Origin of the sequence: Sphingomonas sp., assembly GCF_013816785.1 — a bacterium.
In the GTDB taxonomy this organism is placed as follows: Bacteria; Pseudomonadota; Alphaproteobacteria; order Sphingomonadales; family Sphingomonadaceae; genus Sphingomicrobium.
This window is the reverse complement of the sequence record NZ_JACDDV010000001.1, coordinates 1-15799: the sequence shown is the minus strand read 5'-3', so window position 1 is coordinate 15799 and position 15799 is coordinate 1. Positions and strand designations below refer to the sequence as shown.

The window sequence follows — 15799 nt, the reverse complement described above, 5'->3', positions numbered from 1 at the left end:
TGAACGGGCTTCCTTTCGGGCCCGAACAATGACCGGGCCTAAGCGGATGAAGTCTGCGTTTGTTGCGTCTGGACTTGCGTTTGCGTAGGGCCCGATTGTCGGACGCCTTCGTCAACATGTTCCGCGAATTCGGCGAAATTGGCGACGAACAAATCGACCAGCTTGGCCGCCGTGGCGTCGTAATCATCCTTGTCGGCCCAGGTCGAACGTGGGTCGAGAATGGCATTGTCGACCCCCGTCACTGCGACCGGCACTTCGAAGCCGAAGTTCGAATCCTTGCGGAACTCGACGTTGTTGAGGCTGCCGTCGAGCGCGGCGTTCAAGAGCGCGCGCGTTTCCTTGATCGGCATGCGTTTGCCGGTGCCGTATTTGCCGCCGGTCCAGCCGGTGTTGACCAGCCAGCAGGTGACGCCGCCCCTTGCAATCCGTTCCTTGAGCAAATTGCCATAGACCGACGGGTGGCGCGGCATGAACGGCGCGCCGAAGCAGGTCGAGAAGGTCGCCTCCGGCTCGGTCACGCCGATTTCGGTGCCGGCGACCTTGGCGGTGTAGCCCGACAGGAAGTGATACATCGCCTGGTCGGGGGTCAGCCGCGCGATCGGGGGCAGCACGCCGAAGGCGTCGGCGGTCAGCATGATGACGTTTTTGGGCACCGGCCCCATGTTCCGCTCGGACGAATTGGGGATGAAGTCGATCGGATAGACGCCGCGGCTGTTCTCGGCGAGGGTCGCATCGTCGAGGTCGAGCTGGCGCGTTTCCTCGTCCATCACGACATTTTCGAGCACCGTGCCAAACCGCTTGGTGGTCGCGTAAATCTCGGGCTCGCTGTCGGGCGACAGGCGGATCATCTTGGCGTAGCAGCCGCCCTCGAAGTTGAACACGGCGGTGTCCGACCAACCATGCTCGTCGTCGCCGATCAGCGTACGCGCCTTATCTGCCGACAGCGTCGTCTTGCCGGTACCGGAGAGGCCGAAGAAGATCGCGGTATCGCCTTCGGGTCCGATGTTGGCCGAGCAGTGCATCGGCATGATACCCTGCGGCGGCAGGAGGTAGTTCAGCAGGCCGAACACCGACTTCTTCATCTCGCCGCCATATTCGGTGCCGCCGATGAGGATCAGTTTCTCGGTTAGATTGACCGCGATCACCGTCTCGCCGCGGCAGCCGTGGCGCGCGGGATCGGCACGGAAGCTCGGCAGGTCGATGATCGTGAATTCGGGAACGAAGCCCGCGAGTTCCTCAAGTGGCGGGCGCACCAGCATCGTGCGGATAAACAGGCTGTGCCAGGCATATTCGTTGATCACTCGCACCCTGACGCGGTGCTCGGGCTGCGAGCCGCCGTAGAGATCCTGCGCGAACAAGCTCTCTTTGCCAGCCAGAGCTGCCAGGAAATCAACCTTGAGATTGGCGAAATGCTCCGGGCTGATGGGCTTGTTGGACTTGCCCCACCACACACTGCTCTCGGTGGTCGCATCGCGCACCGTGAATTTGTCCTGCGCGCTGCGGCCGGTGTGCGTGCCGGTCTTCACGACCAGCGGGCCATCCTTGGCGAGCTTGCCTTCGCCGCGCGCCACCGCCAGCTCGACCAGCGGAGCGGTCGTCAGGTTCCAGTGGACCTTGGCCCCGGTGTTGATTCCCTGTGCATCCAGCCGGTGCGCGGGGCTACGCTCGCTCAAGTCAATTCTCCTTGAATTTTCAAAGGCAACACCTCTTCAGATCGTCGCCGCCTTGGTATGCGACGGGCCTATACAGACGGTCCGGCCCGCGGTCAAAGCTGCTCCCCTGCCCTTGTTTCGCTGGGCCGGGCTGTCTATCGCCAACCGCGCCAGACTGAGGAGCCGGCATGAGCCATGTGATCGCGCTCGTCGATGACGACCGCAACATCCTGACATCGGTGTCGATAGCGCTTCAGGCTGAGGGTTTTCTGACCCGAGTCTACTCCGACGGGGTCACGGCGCTGAAAGCCTTCGCCGACAATCCGCCCGACCTTGGCGTGTTCGACATCAAGATGCCGCAGATGGACGGGATGGAGCTGCTTCGCCGGGTGCGCGAAATACAGGGCGGGACGGGCACGATGCCGGTCATTTTCCTGACCAGCAAGGACGATGAGATCGACGAAGCGCTCGGGCTGGCGATGGGCGCGGACGATTATATTTCGAAGCCTTTCTCTCAGCGGTTGCTGATCGCCCGCATTCGCGCCCTGCTCCGCCGCCAGGATCTCGCGCGCGGCGTCGGCCAGGCGGCAGGAGAGGCCGAGGGCGAGGAGGTGCCGTTGATCGAGCGCGGTCGGCTGGTAATGGACCCGGCGCGGCACAAGGTGCTGTGGGACAACAAGGAGGTCACTCTGACCGTGACCGAGTTCCTTATCCTCGAAGCGCTCGCTCAGCGGCCGGGCGTCGTTAAATCGCGCAACCAGCTGCTGGACGTCGCGTATCAGGACGATGTTTATGTCGATGATCGCACCATCGACAGTCATATCAAGCGGATCCGCCGCAAGTTCCGCGGTGCCGACCCCCAGTTCGATGCAATCGAGACCCTGTATGGCGTCGGATATAAATTCGGAGAAGAATGACGAAGCGGACCTCGTCCTGGCCTGGTCGGGACGATGGACGCTGACCCACCGCATCCTGGCGGTGAACGTGTTGACGCTCGTCCTGATCGCGCTGTCGATCATCTACCTCGACAGCTATCGCAACCGGTTGGAGAAAGAGCGAGTGAGGAAGGTCGCGTCGGAGGCGACCATGGCCGCGATCGCGCTGACCCGGGTCGAACCAGGCGAGCGCCAGACGCTGCTCGCGGCGCTGTCGAAGCAAAATCAAAGCCGGATGCGGCTATACAGTGCCGACGGCAGGCTGCAACTGGACAGCTGGCGAGTCGAAGGGCCGACGTACCGGCTGCGCGATCCAACCACCCAATCGTGGAAAAAGGATATCGCCCGCGCCCTCGACCGCGGCTTCAACGCCTTGGTCGGCGAGGATAATCCCCAGGACTTCACCGAGCCGGCTCTCGATCGGGCGGACGCCTGGCAAGAGGTAGTCGCGTCGCGCGAAACCGGAGTGACCGAGCCGCAGATTCGCCAGGCGCCCGAGCTGACCCCGGTCTTCTCGGCCGCAGCACCGGTCGGCGACGGATCGACCCTGCTGGTGACCGACAACGACCGCGCTTTTACGCGCACCGTTCGCAAGCAGCGTGGTTCGCTCAGCATGGCACTCGGCGCGGTAGCGATCCTGTCGATCCTTCTGTCGCTGTTCTTGGCCCGGACGATCGTCCGCCCGCTCCGCCGAATCGCGTTTGCCGCGCACCGCGTCCGCCTCGGCCGGGCGCGCGAGGTCAAGGTTCCTCGCCTGCCCTCGCGCCGCGATGAGATCGGCCTGCTGGCCCGATCGGTCAGCGACATGAGTCAATCGCTGCGGCGCCGGATCGACAACATCGAGGCGTTCGCCGCCGACGTCACGCATGAACTTAAAAACCCACTCGCATCATTGCGGTCGGCGGTCGAAAGCCTTGAGCGGGTCGAAGATCCGGCCTTGCGCAAGCAATTGATCGACGTGATTCGCCAGGACGTGGCGCGCCTGGATCGGTTGATCGGCGATGTCGGCGAAGCGGCTCGGACAGATGCCGAGTTGGCGCGAGCGCGGTTTGAGCCGGTCGATCTTGGCATCCTCATTGGCCAACTGGTCTCGGCGTGGGAGACCCGGCGGGAGACCGGCGACGTCCGCATCGCCTTCGCCCGACCGCGCCGCGCCAGCGCGACGGTCATGGGCGAACCCGGTCGCCTGGCCCGGGCAATCGACAATATCATCGACAATGCGATCAGCTTCTCGCCGCCCGGCGGGCTGGTCGAAATCGCCGCGACTCATGTCGGCGATGAAATCCTCATCCGCATCGACGATGAAGGCCCCGGCGTTCCGCCAGACCTGCGTGAGGCGATTTTTAACCGCTTCCATTCAGTGAGGCCGGAGGCCGAAGGTTTCGGCCGCCATTCGGGACTCGGCCTTGCGATCGCCCGCGCAATCGTTGAGGGCCATGATGGGGAGATTGATGTGGCCGACCGCGACGACGCGCCTTCGGGTGCCCGCTTCACGATCAAGCTGAAGGCCGGCGACCGAACATGAGCTCGGCCCGCCTCAGCTTCGAGAATCTGCACGCCTCGACCGTTTCGATGGATGGCCGCGCAGTCCTTATCCAAGGCCCGTCGGGGTCCGGCAAGTCCGACCTGGCGTTGCGCTTGCTCGACCGCGGCTTCATCCTGGTCAGCGATGACCGCACCATCGTCCGCAAGGATGGCGAGCGGCTGATCGCTTCCGCGCCCGAGCAGATCAAGGGCAAGCTGGAAATTCGCGGGGTGGGAATTGTGGACATGCCGGTCGTCGAGAATCTGCCGGTTGCCCTGCTGGTCGAACTGACCAGCGAAATCCAGCGCCTGCCGGACGACAGTCGCGAACGGTTGGTCCTGGGGATCAAGGTGCCGTTGATCAGGGTCGACGCGATGACCGCTTCGGCTCCGTCCAAAGTGGCTCTAGCGCTCGATCGTTTCGGCCTCAGCATTTAATCATGGCGGCGCGGCAAACCTCGCTGCCGCGCCTCTTGTTGGTCACCGGCATGTCAGGGGCCGGCAAATCAACCGTGCTCGACGCGCTTGAGGACATGGGCTGGGACTGCGTCGATAATCTGCCGACCGCGCTGCTCGACCTTTTCGTTCATGGCGAGCGCGACGCACGCCAAGCGATGCCGGTGGCGGTCGGCATGGATGTGCGCAGCCGCGGCTTCGATCCGCAGGCGCTGCCTGGCCTAGTCCGCTCGATCAAGGGCGTTACGCCCGAAATTCTCTACCTAGATTGCGCCGGAAGCGAGCTGATGCGCCGCTACGGCGAAACCCGCCGGCGTCATCCGCTGGCACCGGATCGGCCGGCCGAGGACGGCATTGCCCGCGAGCGCAGCACCACCGCGCCGATCCGCGCGATCGCCGATACGGTCCTCGACACTACCGACCTTTCGCCGGCCGCGCTGCGCGACGAACTCAGCCGCCGTTACGGCGGCGAGGTCGACCAGCCGGTGATCACCATCGCTTCGTTCGGCTTCGCCCGCGGCGTGTCGCGTACCGCCGATCTGATGTTCGACATGCGCTTCATCGCCAATCCCCACTGGGAGGACGGATTGCGCCCGCTGACCGGCGAGGATTCGGCGGTACAAGCCTATGTCACAGCCGATCCGGCCTGGGCGCCAACCATGGAACAGATCGAGACCCTGTTAACCAGCCTTATTCCCCGCTATTGGGCCGCCGGCAAAAGCTATTTGACGGTGGCGTTCGGCTGCACGGGGGGTCGGCACCGGTCGGTGGTGGCGGCAGCCGAGATGGCGAACCGGTTGCGCGCCGCGGGTTTTTCCCCGATTGTCCGCCACCGTGACCTCACTTCTGCGCCGAGCGATACGATAGAGGGACAACCTGCGGATTTTGGCCGCGAGCCAGAACCGCCAGGACGAGACGAAGCGAGTGAGTGAATGATCGGATTAGTGCTGGTGACCCACGGCCGTCTGGCGGCCGAATTCATCACCGCCATGGAACATGTCGTCGGGCCACAGCAGGCCATCGAAGGCATCTGCATCGACGCTGACGACGATATGGAAGCGCGCCGCACCGACATTGGTAACGCGATTCAGCGCTGCGACCAGGGCAAGGGCGTGATCATTCTGACCGACCTGTTCGGCGGCACCCCGTCGAATCTGGCGATAAGCCTGATGAAAAGCGAAAATATCGAGGTTATTGCCGGGGTGAACCTGCCCATGCTGATCCGGCTGGAGGGCGCGCGCAAGGCGATGACCGTCAAAGCTGCCGTGGCCGCGGCGCGCGAGGCGGGGCGCAAATATATTTCGGTCGCCTCGGAAATCCTCGGCGAGGCAGCGGCTTGAGCGCCCATCACCGCGTCATCGAAATCACCAACCGCCGCGGGCTCCACGCCCGGGCGAGCGCGAAATTCGTCACCGTCGCATCAACACTCTCGGCCAAGGTCGAGGTCGAAAAGGACGGCAACCGCGTCTGCGGTACCTCGATCATGGGGCTGATGATGCTCGGCGCTGCGATGGGCGATACGATCGTCATTCACTGCGAAGGCGACGGCTGTATCGAGGCGATCGACCAGCTGACAGCACTGGTCGAGGGACGGTTCGGGGAAGACTGATTCCTCGCCTGATCGCCTCTTTCTCGAACGAAACGGTCAAGCGAATCCGGGCGCTGCGGGACAGGAAGGCGCGTCGCAAGGAAGGGCTGTTCCTGGCCGAGGGGCTGCGCATCCTGGCCGAAGCACGCGACATGGGGCACCTGCCCGAGATCATCGCCTTTTCGGGCAAGGACGGAGTTCTCCCGCTGGCCGCCGAGATCATCGCCGCGACCGAAGCGGCCGGCGGCGATGTCATCGAGACCAGCCCCGACATATTGTCCAAAATGTCGGGCAAGGATAACCCCCAGGCGATCCTCGGCGCCTACCGCCAGCCCGACGTCAGCCTCGCCGCCATCGACCGCACCGCTTCGCCGCTATGGATCGTCGCCCAAGCGCTGCGCGATCCGGGCAATATCGGCACCATCCTCAGGACCGGCGATGCGACCGGCGTCGGCGGGCTGATACTGCTCGACGACAGCGCCGACCCCTTTTCCGTCGAAGCGGTGCGCGCGTCGATGGGGGCCATCTTTACTCAGGCCGTGGCGACCGCACGGTGGGAGGAATTCTTGCCCTGGCTGCGGTCCGGACCGGGCCAATTGGTCGGGACCAGCCTTAATACGAACCAGGACTATCTCGAGGCGGTTTATGAGCGGCCCTGCTTCCTCCTGATCGGCAACGAGAGCCAAGGTCTGCCCGCAGCCTACGAAACCGAGTGCGACCTGATCGTTAAAATGCCTATGCTGGGCCGCGCCGACAGCCTTAATGCGGCGGTCGCGGCGGCGGTGATGGCCTACCAGGTACGGGCCAGTTGGAGGAACCGCTGAACGGTTCGCGGGTTTGTTCCGGCATGAAAACGATCTTCGCTCTGCCGCTGCTCATCCTCGGTCTCGCCGCTTGCCAGACCTATCCGGGCGATTCTAATTATCCTGGCCAGGGATCAGCTGGATACCCCGACCCCGGCCCCTATCCGCAGCCCTACCCGCCCCAGCCATATCCGCCCCAACCCTATCCCGGCCAACAGGGCAATTATCGGGCGATCGGAACCGAGCCGTTCTGGGATCTGACCATCGGCCGGGATATGATATTCACGGACCGCGGCACCAACCTTACCGTGACCGAGCGGACGCCGCCGGTGCGGAACGGGTATGCCGGCGAAATCTACCAGGGCCGCCGGATCAACGTGAACATCGTTCATTCGCGCTGCAGCGACGGAATGAGCGACCGCACCTACCCCGACCAGGTTCAGGTTCGGGTCGACGGCCGTGACTACCGCGGCTGCGGCGGCGCCGCGTCCTTCTTCGCGGCCCCGAACGAAGGCGCTTATCAGTCTACGCCGCAGGGCGTCTTCAACCTGTCGAATACCAATTGGCGGGTGGTTTCGATCAATGGTCAGCCAGTTCCCCGAAGCGGCTTTTATTTGAATTTCATGGCCAGCCGGATGTCGGGCAAGTTCGGCTGCAACTCTCTTAACGGCAGCTATCGCGTCAATGGCAGCACCCTTACCGCCAGTGCACTGGCGATGACCAAGCTGGCCTGCCCAAGCGGCAGCTTCGAGGCGCAGGGCGTGGCGATTGTGGGCCAACCCGTCACCCTGATCGAAAGCGGCGACCGGCTTACCCTGTCCAATCGCCTTGGCGCGATTGAGCTGACCCGAGCGCGTTAAATGCGCGGGCTGGTATCGATACTGCTGCTGTCCCAGCTTCTTGCCGGCTGCGCGACGCAGTCGCCGCCAACTGATGTGACGATCGACCCGCGCGGACAATGGACAGTCGTAGCGGTGAACGGTGAGCCCACCGGTGGCGGTTCACGCTTCAACTTTCTGATCAATCCACCTTCGGGAAGCGCCCAATTCGGCTGCAATCGAGGCGGCGGCGGCCTCAGCGTCGAACGCGGATTGGTGGCGCCGACGAGCAACTGGGCCGCCACCCTCTTAGGCTGTCTCCCCCAAGAACAAATGCGGTTCGAACGGCGCGGATTCGAAATCGCTTCCCAACCAATGGCGATCGAGACCCCGCCGGGCGGCGGTATCCGCCTCCGCAACCGGATCGGCTCCATCGATCTGGTTCGCGCGCCGTAGTGGCGCTCACCGCCACCATCCCGACCCCGAAAGCTCGCGCTTGGACAGACCAAGCGGGTCGATTAGTTTCCTTCGCACGCGCTGACGGTCACGCCGCTGCGTCATCCTCATTGGCCGAAGGGGGCGGCAGAACCTTGTCATCGCCGTAGCGAGCCAGCGCCTCGACCGGCGGGACATCCTCGATTTCGCGCGCACTCGGCTCGATATTAAGATCGCGAAATTTGCGCGCGGTGACCAGCGATCGACTCTCGAAACTCGATACGAAGCTGTTGTAATTGTTGACCGCGCTCGTCAGGCCCGAGCCGACCTTGCGCAATTCGCTCGCCGCCTTGGCCAGGCGGTCGTAGAGTTCCTTGCCGAGCTCCCCGATCTGTCGTGCTTCCTTGGCCAGCTTCTCCTGCCGCCACACCGCCGCGACCGTGCGGGCGATGGCGATTAAATTGGTCGGGGTGGCGAGCAGCACGCGCCGATCGAAGGCATAGTCCCACAATTTGCCATCCTCCTCCAGCGCAGCCGAGAGGAAATGCTCGCCCGGGATGAACATTACGACATAGTCCGGGGCATCGACGAACTGGGCCCAATAAGCCTTGTTTCCGAGCGTGTTGACGTGCGCCTTGATCGCTGTAGCGTGAGCGGCGAGATGAAGCTTGCGCGCGACCTCGTCGACCGCGCCGAACGCATCTTGATAGGAATTGAGGCTGACCTTGGCGTCGATGACAAGGCTCTGTCCGCCCGGAATGCGGACAATGACGTCGGGGCGGATGCGCCCACCGTCCTCGTCTGACCGACTGACCTCGGTGGCGAAATCGGCATGTTCGCTAAGGCCGCAGCTTTCGAGCACGTTGCGCAACTGTTGCTCGCCCCAGCGGCCCCGCGCCTTGGGCGCATTCCTGAGGGCGTTGACCAGCTTGGCGGCCTCGGCCGAAACCCGCTCGGTGCCGCTCTTCATCGCCTCGATATGACCGGTCAAAAGGCCGAACGCGTCCTTGCGCTCATTCTCGACCTTGGCCACCGTCTCCTCATATTTCTGCAACCGCTCGTGAACCGGCTGCAGCAAGGCCTTTAGATTGTTTCCCGACGTCGCCTCGCTTTCCTTGAAGCGCTGGTCGGCCCGCTCGAGGAATTGTTTCTGCGCGCTGTCGAGCAGCTTGCCCCCGACCTCGGCGAATTGAGCGCCCAGCGCTTCCTTGGCGGCCACCAACTCGGCCAGCCGCTGCTCGAACCCGCGCTCGCGCTCCTCCTGCGCTGCGGTGGCGGCGGCGTGGCGCGACGAAAGCTCGTGATGCTCGGTCCTGAGCGCCTCGATCGACCGGGAGTGGACGTCCCGCTCCTCGCGCACCGCGTCGAGCTGAAGTCGCAGCGATTCGGCCACGCCTTGCCCGGCCGTGCTGCCACGCGAACCGACCAACCAGCCGAGCAGCACGCCGAGGGCGAGCGCAACGAGTGTGAGGATGATCAAGGTCGCGTCCAACTGGTCCTCCTTACGCGGAACGAATAGCGAACTTAGCCAAGCCACCGCCCTTGCTCAAGCGGAACCTTGCGCCCATGCTGGGGTTCACGAGCAACAGGAGATTCCATGTCCATTCGCAAGATGATCGCGCTTCACCCCAAGGACAGCAACAACCGGGCACTGGGCGATGCGGTGCATCACCTAATGTATTGCGCGAAAATGTGCATGAGCTGCGCCGACGCGTGCATGGCCGAGCCGATGGACATGAAGCAGTGCATCCGCCTGTGCCTCGATTGCTCGGACATCTGCGAGGCAACGGCTCGGCTGGGGGCGCGGCGGACCGGCGACGACCAGCCGATGCTGCGTGAGCTGCTCGAGCTTTGCGCACGGATGTGCGAGCAATGCGCGGCCGAGTGCGAGAAGCATGACATGGAGCATTGCAAACTGTGCGCGCAGATCTGCCGCGAATGCGCGACCGATTGCCGCAACGCGGCGGCGTCGCTCGCTTAGAGGATTGCGGCCTTTTCCCGGTCGCGCCGGGCCTTGACTACCTTGCGCACCACCATGTCGCGCTTGAGCCGCGAGAGATGGTCTATGAACAGCACGCCGTTCAGATGGTCGACCTCATGCTGGAGGCAGACCGACATGAGGCCGTCGAAGTCGCCTTCACGCGGCTTGCCCTTCTCGTCGGTCCAGCGGGCACGGACCCGGTCGGGGCGCTCGATCTCGGCATATTGGTCGGGGATAGACAGACACCCTTCATTGTAGATTTTGGTCGTGTCGGACCACTCGACGATCTCGGGGTTGATAAATACGTGGGGGCGCTTCACGGGCTCGCCGTCTTCTTCCTCCGGATCCTGCAGATCGATTATCAATAGCCGCCGAGGGACCGCGACCTGGACGGCGGCGAGCCCTATGCCCGGAGCTTCGTACATCGTTTCGAACATGTCGGCGATGAGTCGCGCGACCGCATCGGTGAGCGATTCGACGGGTGCCGATTGGGCACGGAGCAGCGGGTCGGGAACCTCGATGATGGGCAGAAGCGACATGGGCGCGATTTAGTCGGCGGCTATCCTCCCGGCAAGGGAGGGAAATCACGCCACCGGCCGCCGCGCGCGCAGCGCCTGGGCGAGCGTCCCTTCGTCGAGATAATCGAGCTCGCCTCCGACTGGAAGGCCGTGCGCCAACTGGGTGAGGCGAATAGGAAACTTTTCCAAGCGTTCGGCGAGGTAATGGGCGGTGGTCTGGCCCTCCAGCGTTGCGTTCATGGCGAGAACTACCTCGTCGATGCCGCCAGCAGCGATGCGGGCGACGAGTTTGTCGATCGACAAATCTTCGGGACGAATGCCTTCGAGCGCGGAAAGCCGGCCGCCGAGCACATGGAAGCGGCCTGGAAACAACCGTGAACGATCAAGCGCCCACAGGTCGGCGACTTCCTCGACTACGCACAGCAGACGCTCGTCGCGACGCGGATCGCGGCAGATAGCGCAGGGGTCAGCGGTGTCGAGGTTGCCGCAGGTCGAGCAAATCGACAGGCTTTCCGACACCGATTTGAGAGCGGCCAGCAGCGGGTCGAGCGCCGCCTCGCGCTTCTTCATCAAATGAAGCACCGCGCGCCGTGCTGAGCGCGGGCCGAGCCCGGGAAGGCGGGCGAGCGCTTGCGTCAGCGCTTCGATCTGCTGAGATGCCATGCGCGAGACATAAGTGGATTGGCGGGCCGCGCAAGCCGCGCCATAGGGCGACCATGCGGATCATCTTCATGGGATCGCCGGAGTTCGCCGTGCCGACGCTCGATGCGTTGGTGGACGCTGGGCATGAGGTCGTGGTCGCCTACACTCAGCCGCCTCGCCCGGCTGGGCGGGGCAAGGCCGAGCGGCCGACGGCGATTGAAGTGCGGGCGGGGGAGATGGGGATCGAGGTGCGGTCGCCGCGCTCGCTCAAGGGCGAGTTGGAACAGGTGGAGTTTGCCACCCTGAAAGCCGATGTGGCGGTCGTCGCCGCCTACGGATTGATTCTGCCGCAATCCATCCTGGATGCGCCACGGCTCGGCTGCCTCAACGTCCACGCCTCGCTGTTGCCGCGGTGGCGCGGAGCCGCGCCGACCCAGCGCGCCATCATGGCGGGAGACGAGGCAACCGGCGTGACCATCATGCAGATGGAAGCTGGCCTCGATACGGGCCCCATGTTGCTTAAGCGCGAGTTGACGGTCGGTACGAGCAACAGCGCCCAGCTAGCGGAAAAATTGGCGAATCTTGGCGCGGCAATGATAATCGAGGTGCTATCCGAGCAACCCAAAGCGACGCCGCAACCCGACCAGGGTATCACCTATGCGGCCAAGATATTGAAGGAAGAAGCGCGGATTGACTGGTCGCAACCGGCGACAACTGTTCAGCGCCAGGTCCAGGGACTGGCCCCCTTCCCCGGCGCCTGGTTCGAGCATGGGGGAGACCGGGTCAAGCTGCTCGCCGCCGGTCTGGCCGATGGGCTTGGCGAACCAGGCGAAGTGATCGACGAGCGACTGACGGTGGCGTGCGGCGATGGTGCGGTGCGGCCGCTACTCCTCCAGCGCGCGGGGCGGTCGCCGATGGGGCTCGACGAGTTTCTACGCGGCTTTCCCATTGTTTCGGGGACTGTGCTCGCATGACGCGCTGGAGACTCACGGTCGAGTTTGACGGCGGGCCCTTCGTCGGCTGGCAGCGGCAGGTCCTTGGCGAGTCGGTCCAGGCGACGATCGAGCAGGCGCTGGCCCAGATGACCGGCGAGCAAATCACGGTGCACGGTGCGGGGCGGACCGATGCCGGGGTGCACGCGCTGGCGATGGAGTCGCATGCGGACATATCGAAGCCGCTCACCGAGCATCGACTGCGCGAAGGGATCAACGCGCTGGTGCGCCCGGCGCCGGTCAGCGTGACGGCGGTCGGGCATGTCGCGGACGACTGGCACGCGCGTTTTTCGTGTACCGGGCGGCGCTATCTCTATCGCATCCTCAACCGGCGGGCGCCGCCGGCGCTGGAGCGCAGCAAGTTGTGGCATATCGCCGAGCCGCTCGAAGTCACTGCGATGGTCGAGGGGGCAGCGCTTCTGGTCGGCCACCACGATTTCACCACCTTCCGCTCGGCCCATTGCCAATCGGCAAGCCCGGTCAAGACGCTCGACACGTTGACGGTCGAGCGGGTCGGTGAGGAGATTCACATCCGCGCCGCAGCGCGCAGCTTCCTCCATCACCAGGTGCGGTCGATGGTCGGATGTCTGGCGCTGGTCGGGCGCGGGCGGTGGGCGCCTGACGATATCGATGCCGCGCTGAAAGCAAAGGATCGAGCCGCGCTCGGCCTCAACGCACCGCCCGACGGGCTTTATTTTGTCGAGGCAATCTACCCCTAGACCAGTACTTCAGCGGCCGGCGGCTGGCCGAGGAAGCCGGTCGGGCTCGCAGTGAGGCCGTAGGCGCCGGCGCAGAAGATGGCGACGAGATCGCCGACGTCGGCGTGAGGCAACATCGCCTCGTCGGCTAGCAGGTCGAGCGGAGTGCAGAGGCAACCGACTACGGTCGCTTCTTCCTGCGGCTCGGCGGCAAAACGCGTGGCAATCGCCACGGGATAGTTGCGTCGCAAAAGCTGGCCGAAATTGCCCGACGCGGCGAGCTGGTGGTGAAGGCCGCCGTCCGTGACGAGAAAGGTGCGGCCCCGGCTGATCTTGCGGTCGACGATTCGGGTCAGGTAAACCCCAGCCTCGCCAACCAGCCAACGGCCAAGCTCGATTGCGAATATGGTAGGCGCGAGATTTTCCGATCTGTTTTTCAAGGTCTTGAAAAGTGCAGCTCCGACGGCATCGAGGTCGAGCGGTTCGTCCCTGGCGAAATAGGGAATGCCGAAACCGCCGCCCAGATTGACGTGCGGCGGGCTGGCGCCGGCCTCTTCGGCAATGACCCCGGCGAGCGCAACGGTTTCGCATTGAAGCTCAATCAACGCGTCAGCGTTGAGCGCCTGGCTGCCGGCGTAAATGTGCAATCCCTGCCAACCGGCGCCGGCGTCGAGCAAGCGGCGGACCAGCGCCGGGACCCGGTCGTGGTCGATTCCGAATTGCGAGCCGAGACCGCCCATCTTCATTCCTGCGCCTTTGAGGCCGAACGGCGGATTGACGCGGATAGCGAGGCTTGGGGTTTGGCCGAGGCGAGCGGCGGTGGCGAGCGCACGATCCGCCTCGCCTTGGCTTTCAAGGTTAAGGGTCACCCCGGCGCGGATCGCTGCCTCCAGTTCTTCGTCGCGCTTGCCAGGGCCGGCGAAGCTGATCGGCAGACGAAGGCCTGCGACCCGTTCCAGCTCGCCTGCCGAGGCGACATCGAAGCCGTCAACCAGTTTTGATATCACGTCGAGCAATGGCGCGTAAGAATTTGCTTTTACGGCATAATGAAGCTTGGCTTCGGACGGGAAGGCAGCCCGAAACCGGGCGACCTGATCGGCGATGCGCGCCGTGTCGTAGACGAACAGGGGGGTGCCGTTCTGGCTTGCCAAATATTCGGCGGACCGGCCCCCGATCAAGAGATGCCCACCCTCGTCAGCGGTGAAGCCGGGTGGGATTGGGCCGAGCGGCTTCACGCGAGTTCCGCCTTGAGCGCGGCGCGGTCGAGCTTGCCGGTGGCGCCGATCGGGAGCGCTTCCTTCCACATGATCCGCGAGGGCTGCATGTGCGCCGGAAGCTCGCGGCGGAGGTGAGAACGCAGGGCTTCCTCGTCGCCCCCGCCGACCACGATCAGGACAATCGCCTGGCCGAGCCGGTCATCCGGGATGCCGAGGGCGGCAGCGTCGCGCACTGCGCCGCTGGCGAGCGCGGCCTCCTCGATTTCGGTCGGGCTGATTCGGTTGCCGCTGACCTTGATCATCGCATCGTCGCGCCCGCGGAAGCGGAGCAGGCCGTCGTCGCCCTTGACGACGGTGTCGCCCGACCAGACTTCGAGGCCACCGCCGGTCGCGGGGCGGAAGCGTTCGGCGGTGCGCGCGGGGTCGTTCCAATAGCCTTTCGCGACCAGCGGACCCGAGTGGACCAGCTCGCCCTCCTCTCCCGGCGCGGCTTCGCTGCCGTCGGGTCGGACGACGCGCAGGTCGGCGAAGGGGATGGCGGTGCCGATGCTGTCAGCGTGCGCGTCGACCAGCGCCGGGTCGAGGCTCGACGAGCGGAAGGCTTCGGTGAGACCGTACATCAGGTGGAGCTTCGCCTGCGGGAATAGGGCGCGCAAGCGGCGGACGAGCGGGTCGGGCAGATGGCCGCCACTGTTGGTGAGGGTCCGCAGGCTCGCCCCCGCCTCACCCCATTTTTGTTCGGCCAGCTGGAGCCACAGCGGGGGGACGCCCGCGAGGGCCGTGACGTCATGACGCCCCACCGCGCGGACCACGTCGCGCGGCAGGAGATAGTCAAAGGCGATCGCGCAACCGCCCGATGACCAGGCGGCGAGCAACTGGTTCTGGCCATAATCGAACGCCAATGGCAGCACGCATAGGGTGCGGTCGTTGGAGGCAAGGCCGAGATAATGAGCGACACTGATCGCGCCCAGCCAGAGGTTGGCGTGGCTGAGCATCACCCCCTTGGGGCGGCCGGTCGAGCCGGAGGTATAAAGCAGCGCGGCGAGATCGTTGGGATCATGGTTAGATGCTGGCAGCACATGCTCCGACTGCCGCCAGTCCTCGAGCGCAACCGCCTGACCATCGGCGAGATCGCCAGGATCGAGCGTCGCTAAGCGGGCGCGATTGGCAATTAGGAGGGCCGCGCCGCTATCGGCGAGGATGTGCGCGGCCTGGGCGCGTTTGAGGACGGGATTGATCGGCACATGGACCAGTCCGGCACGTGCCGCGGCCAGCGGGAGAATGCAGGATAGGCGGGTCTTGCCCATCCAGCTGGCGACACGGTCCCCCGGCGCGCGGCCGTCCGCCAATTGAGCGGCTGCACGCCCTACGGCTCGATCGAGATCGGCATAGCTCAGCGTTTCTCCCTCGACCACCAACGCCGGATCGTCCCACGCGCCGCGCAGGGTCAAATGGTCGAGTGGATAGGGCGTCGGATCCAGCCTCACGCCGTCGGGCCTAGCGATGGTCGTCCGGGGGTGCAAAGCTTGCCTCCCTCCAA

General features: G+C 64.7%; 18 protein-coding genes. 12 read left to right on the top strand and 6 right to left on the bottom strand.

Annotation, left to right across the window (positions count from 1 at the left end):
* Positions 1-38 precede the first annotated feature (38 nt).
* Complete coding sequence (locus H0W65_RS00090; protein ID WP_294002513.1) at positions 39-1673, bottom strand: phosphoenolpyruvate carboxykinase; 1635 nt, start codon at positions 1671-1673, stop codon at positions 39-41.
* 167 nt (positions 1674-1840) lie between these two features.
* Here H0W65_RS00090 and H0W65_RS00085 point away from each other — a divergent pair, with 167 nt between their 5' ends.
* The 9 genes from H0W65_RS00085 to H0W65_RS00045 are packed head-to-tail and all read left to right on the top strand — an operon-like array spanning position 1841 to position 8232.
* Positions 1841-2569, top strand: coding sequence for a response regulator transcription factor (locus H0W65_RS00085; RefSeq protein WP_294002511.1), 729 nt, complete (start codon positions 1841-1843; stop codon positions 2567-2569).
* Positions 2538-4112 (top strand): HAMP domain-containing sensor histidine kinase, encoded by a 1575-nt coding sequence (locus H0W65_RS00080; RefSeq protein ID WP_294002508.1) that lies wholly within the window; start codon positions 2538-2540, stop codon positions 4110-4112. The genes H0W65_RS00085 and H0W65_RS00080 overlap by 32 nt, the downstream gene beginning before the upstream one ends.
* The gene (locus H0W65_RS00075) at positions 4109-4549 is read left to right on the top strand and encodes an HPr kinase/phosphorylase (protein WP_294002506.1); all 441 of its coding nucleotides are present in this window, start codon (positions 4109-4111) and stop codon (positions 4547-4549) included. The genes H0W65_RS00080 and H0W65_RS00075 overlap by 4 nt, the downstream gene beginning before the upstream one ends.
* Positions 4550-4551: 2 nt before the next feature.
* Positions 4552-5499: an RNase adapter RapZ gene (gene rapZ, locus H0W65_RS00070; protein WP_294002504.1), complete on the top strand. Its 948-nt coding sequence runs from the start codon at positions 4552-4554 to the stop codon at positions 5497-5499.
* Positions 5500-5907, top strand: coding sequence for a PTS sugar transporter subunit IIA (locus tag H0W65_RS00065; RefSeq protein ID WP_294002501.1), 408 nt, complete (start codon positions 5500-5502; stop codon positions 5905-5907). It begins immediately after the preceding gene.
* Positions 5904-6176 (top strand): HPr family phosphocarrier protein, encoded by a 273-nt coding sequence (locus H0W65_RS00060; RefSeq protein ID WP_294002498.1) that lies wholly within the window; start codon positions 5904-5906, stop codon positions 6174-6176. Before H0W65_RS00065 ends, H0W65_RS00060 begins: the two co-directional genes overlap by 4 nt.
* On the top strand, positions 6176-6979 hold the full coding sequence (locus H0W65_RS00055; RefSeq protein ID WP_294002775.1) for an RNA methyltransferase: 804 nt from the start codon (positions 6176-6178) through the stop codon (positions 6977-6979). Before H0W65_RS00060 ends, H0W65_RS00055 begins: the two co-directional genes overlap by 1 nt.
* Positions 6980-7002: 23 nt before the next feature.
* On the top strand, positions 7003-7818 hold the full coding sequence (locus H0W65_RS00050) for an META domain-containing protein (protein ID WP_294002495.1): 816 nt from the start codon (positions 7003-7005) through the stop codon (positions 7816-7818).
* Positions 7819-8232, top strand: a complete 414-nt coding sequence (locus H0W65_RS00045; RefSeq protein WP_294002492.1) for an META domain-containing protein — start codon at positions 7819-7821, stop codon at positions 8230-8232. It begins immediately after the preceding gene.
* A gap of 88 nt (positions 8233-8320) precedes the next feature.
* On the opposite strand, the gene H0W65_RS00040 is transcribed toward H0W65_RS00045, so the two are convergent.
* Entirely contained in the window at positions 8321-9703 is a 1383-nt protein-coding gene (locus tag H0W65_RS00040; protein ID WP_294002490.1) for a DNA recombination protein RmuC, read from the bottom strand.
* 105 nt (positions 9704-9808) lie between these two features.
* Here H0W65_RS00040 and H0W65_RS00035 point away from each other — a divergent pair, with 105 nt between their 5' ends.
* A complete protein-coding gene (locus H0W65_RS00035; RefSeq protein WP_294002487.1) occupies positions 9809-10192 on the top strand; it encodes a four-helix bundle copper-binding protein in 384 nt (127 codons plus the stop codon).
* Here H0W65_RS00035 and def read toward each other — a convergent pair.
* Both def and recR read right to left on the bottom strand, forming a co-directional pair.
* The gene (gene def, locus H0W65_RS00030) at positions 10189-10731 is read right to left on the bottom strand and encodes a peptide deformylase (RefSeq protein ID WP_294002485.1); all 543 of its coding nucleotides are present in this window, start codon (positions 10729-10731) and stop codon (positions 10189-10191) included. The two genes, H0W65_RS00035 and def, sit on opposite strands and share 4 nt — an antisense overlap.
* A 45-nt stretch (positions 10732-10776) precedes the next feature.
* Positions 10777-11373: a recombination mediator RecR gene (gene recR, locus H0W65_RS00025; protein ID WP_294002482.1), complete on the bottom strand. Its 597-nt coding sequence runs from the start codon at positions 11371-11373 to the stop codon at positions 10777-10779.
* A 53-nt stretch (positions 11374-11426) separates the two neighbouring features.
* Here recR and fmt point away from each other — a divergent pair, with 53 nt between their 5' ends.
* Both fmt and truA read left to right on the top strand, forming a co-directional pair.
* Positions 11427-12326, top strand: a complete 900-nt coding sequence (fmt, locus tag H0W65_RS00020) for a methionyl-tRNA formyltransferase (protein WP_294002479.1) — start codon at positions 11427-11429, stop codon at positions 12324-12326.
* Positions 12323-13063, top strand: coding sequence for a tRNA pseudouridine(38-40) synthase TruA (gene truA, locus H0W65_RS00015; protein WP_294002477.1), 741 nt, complete (start codon positions 12323-12325; stop codon positions 13061-13063). Before fmt ends, truA begins: the two co-directional genes overlap by 4 nt.
* Here the strand turns inward: truA and H0W65_RS00010 are convergent.
* Entirely contained in the window at positions 13060-14277 is a 1218-nt protein-coding gene (locus H0W65_RS00010) for a pyridoxal-dependent decarboxylase, exosortase A system-associated (RefSeq protein ID WP_294002474.1), read from the bottom strand. The genes truA and H0W65_RS00010 overlap by 4 nt on opposite strands.
* Positions 14274-15746 carry an AMP-binding protein gene (locus H0W65_RS00005; RefSeq protein ID WP_294002472.1) on the bottom strand — a complete coding sequence of 491 codons (1473 nt, stop codon included), beginning with the start codon at positions 15744-15746 and terminating at the stop codon, positions 14274-14276. Before H0W65_RS00005 ends, H0W65_RS00010 begins: the two co-directional genes overlap by 4 nt.
* Positions 15747-15799: the final 53 nt, after the last annotated feature.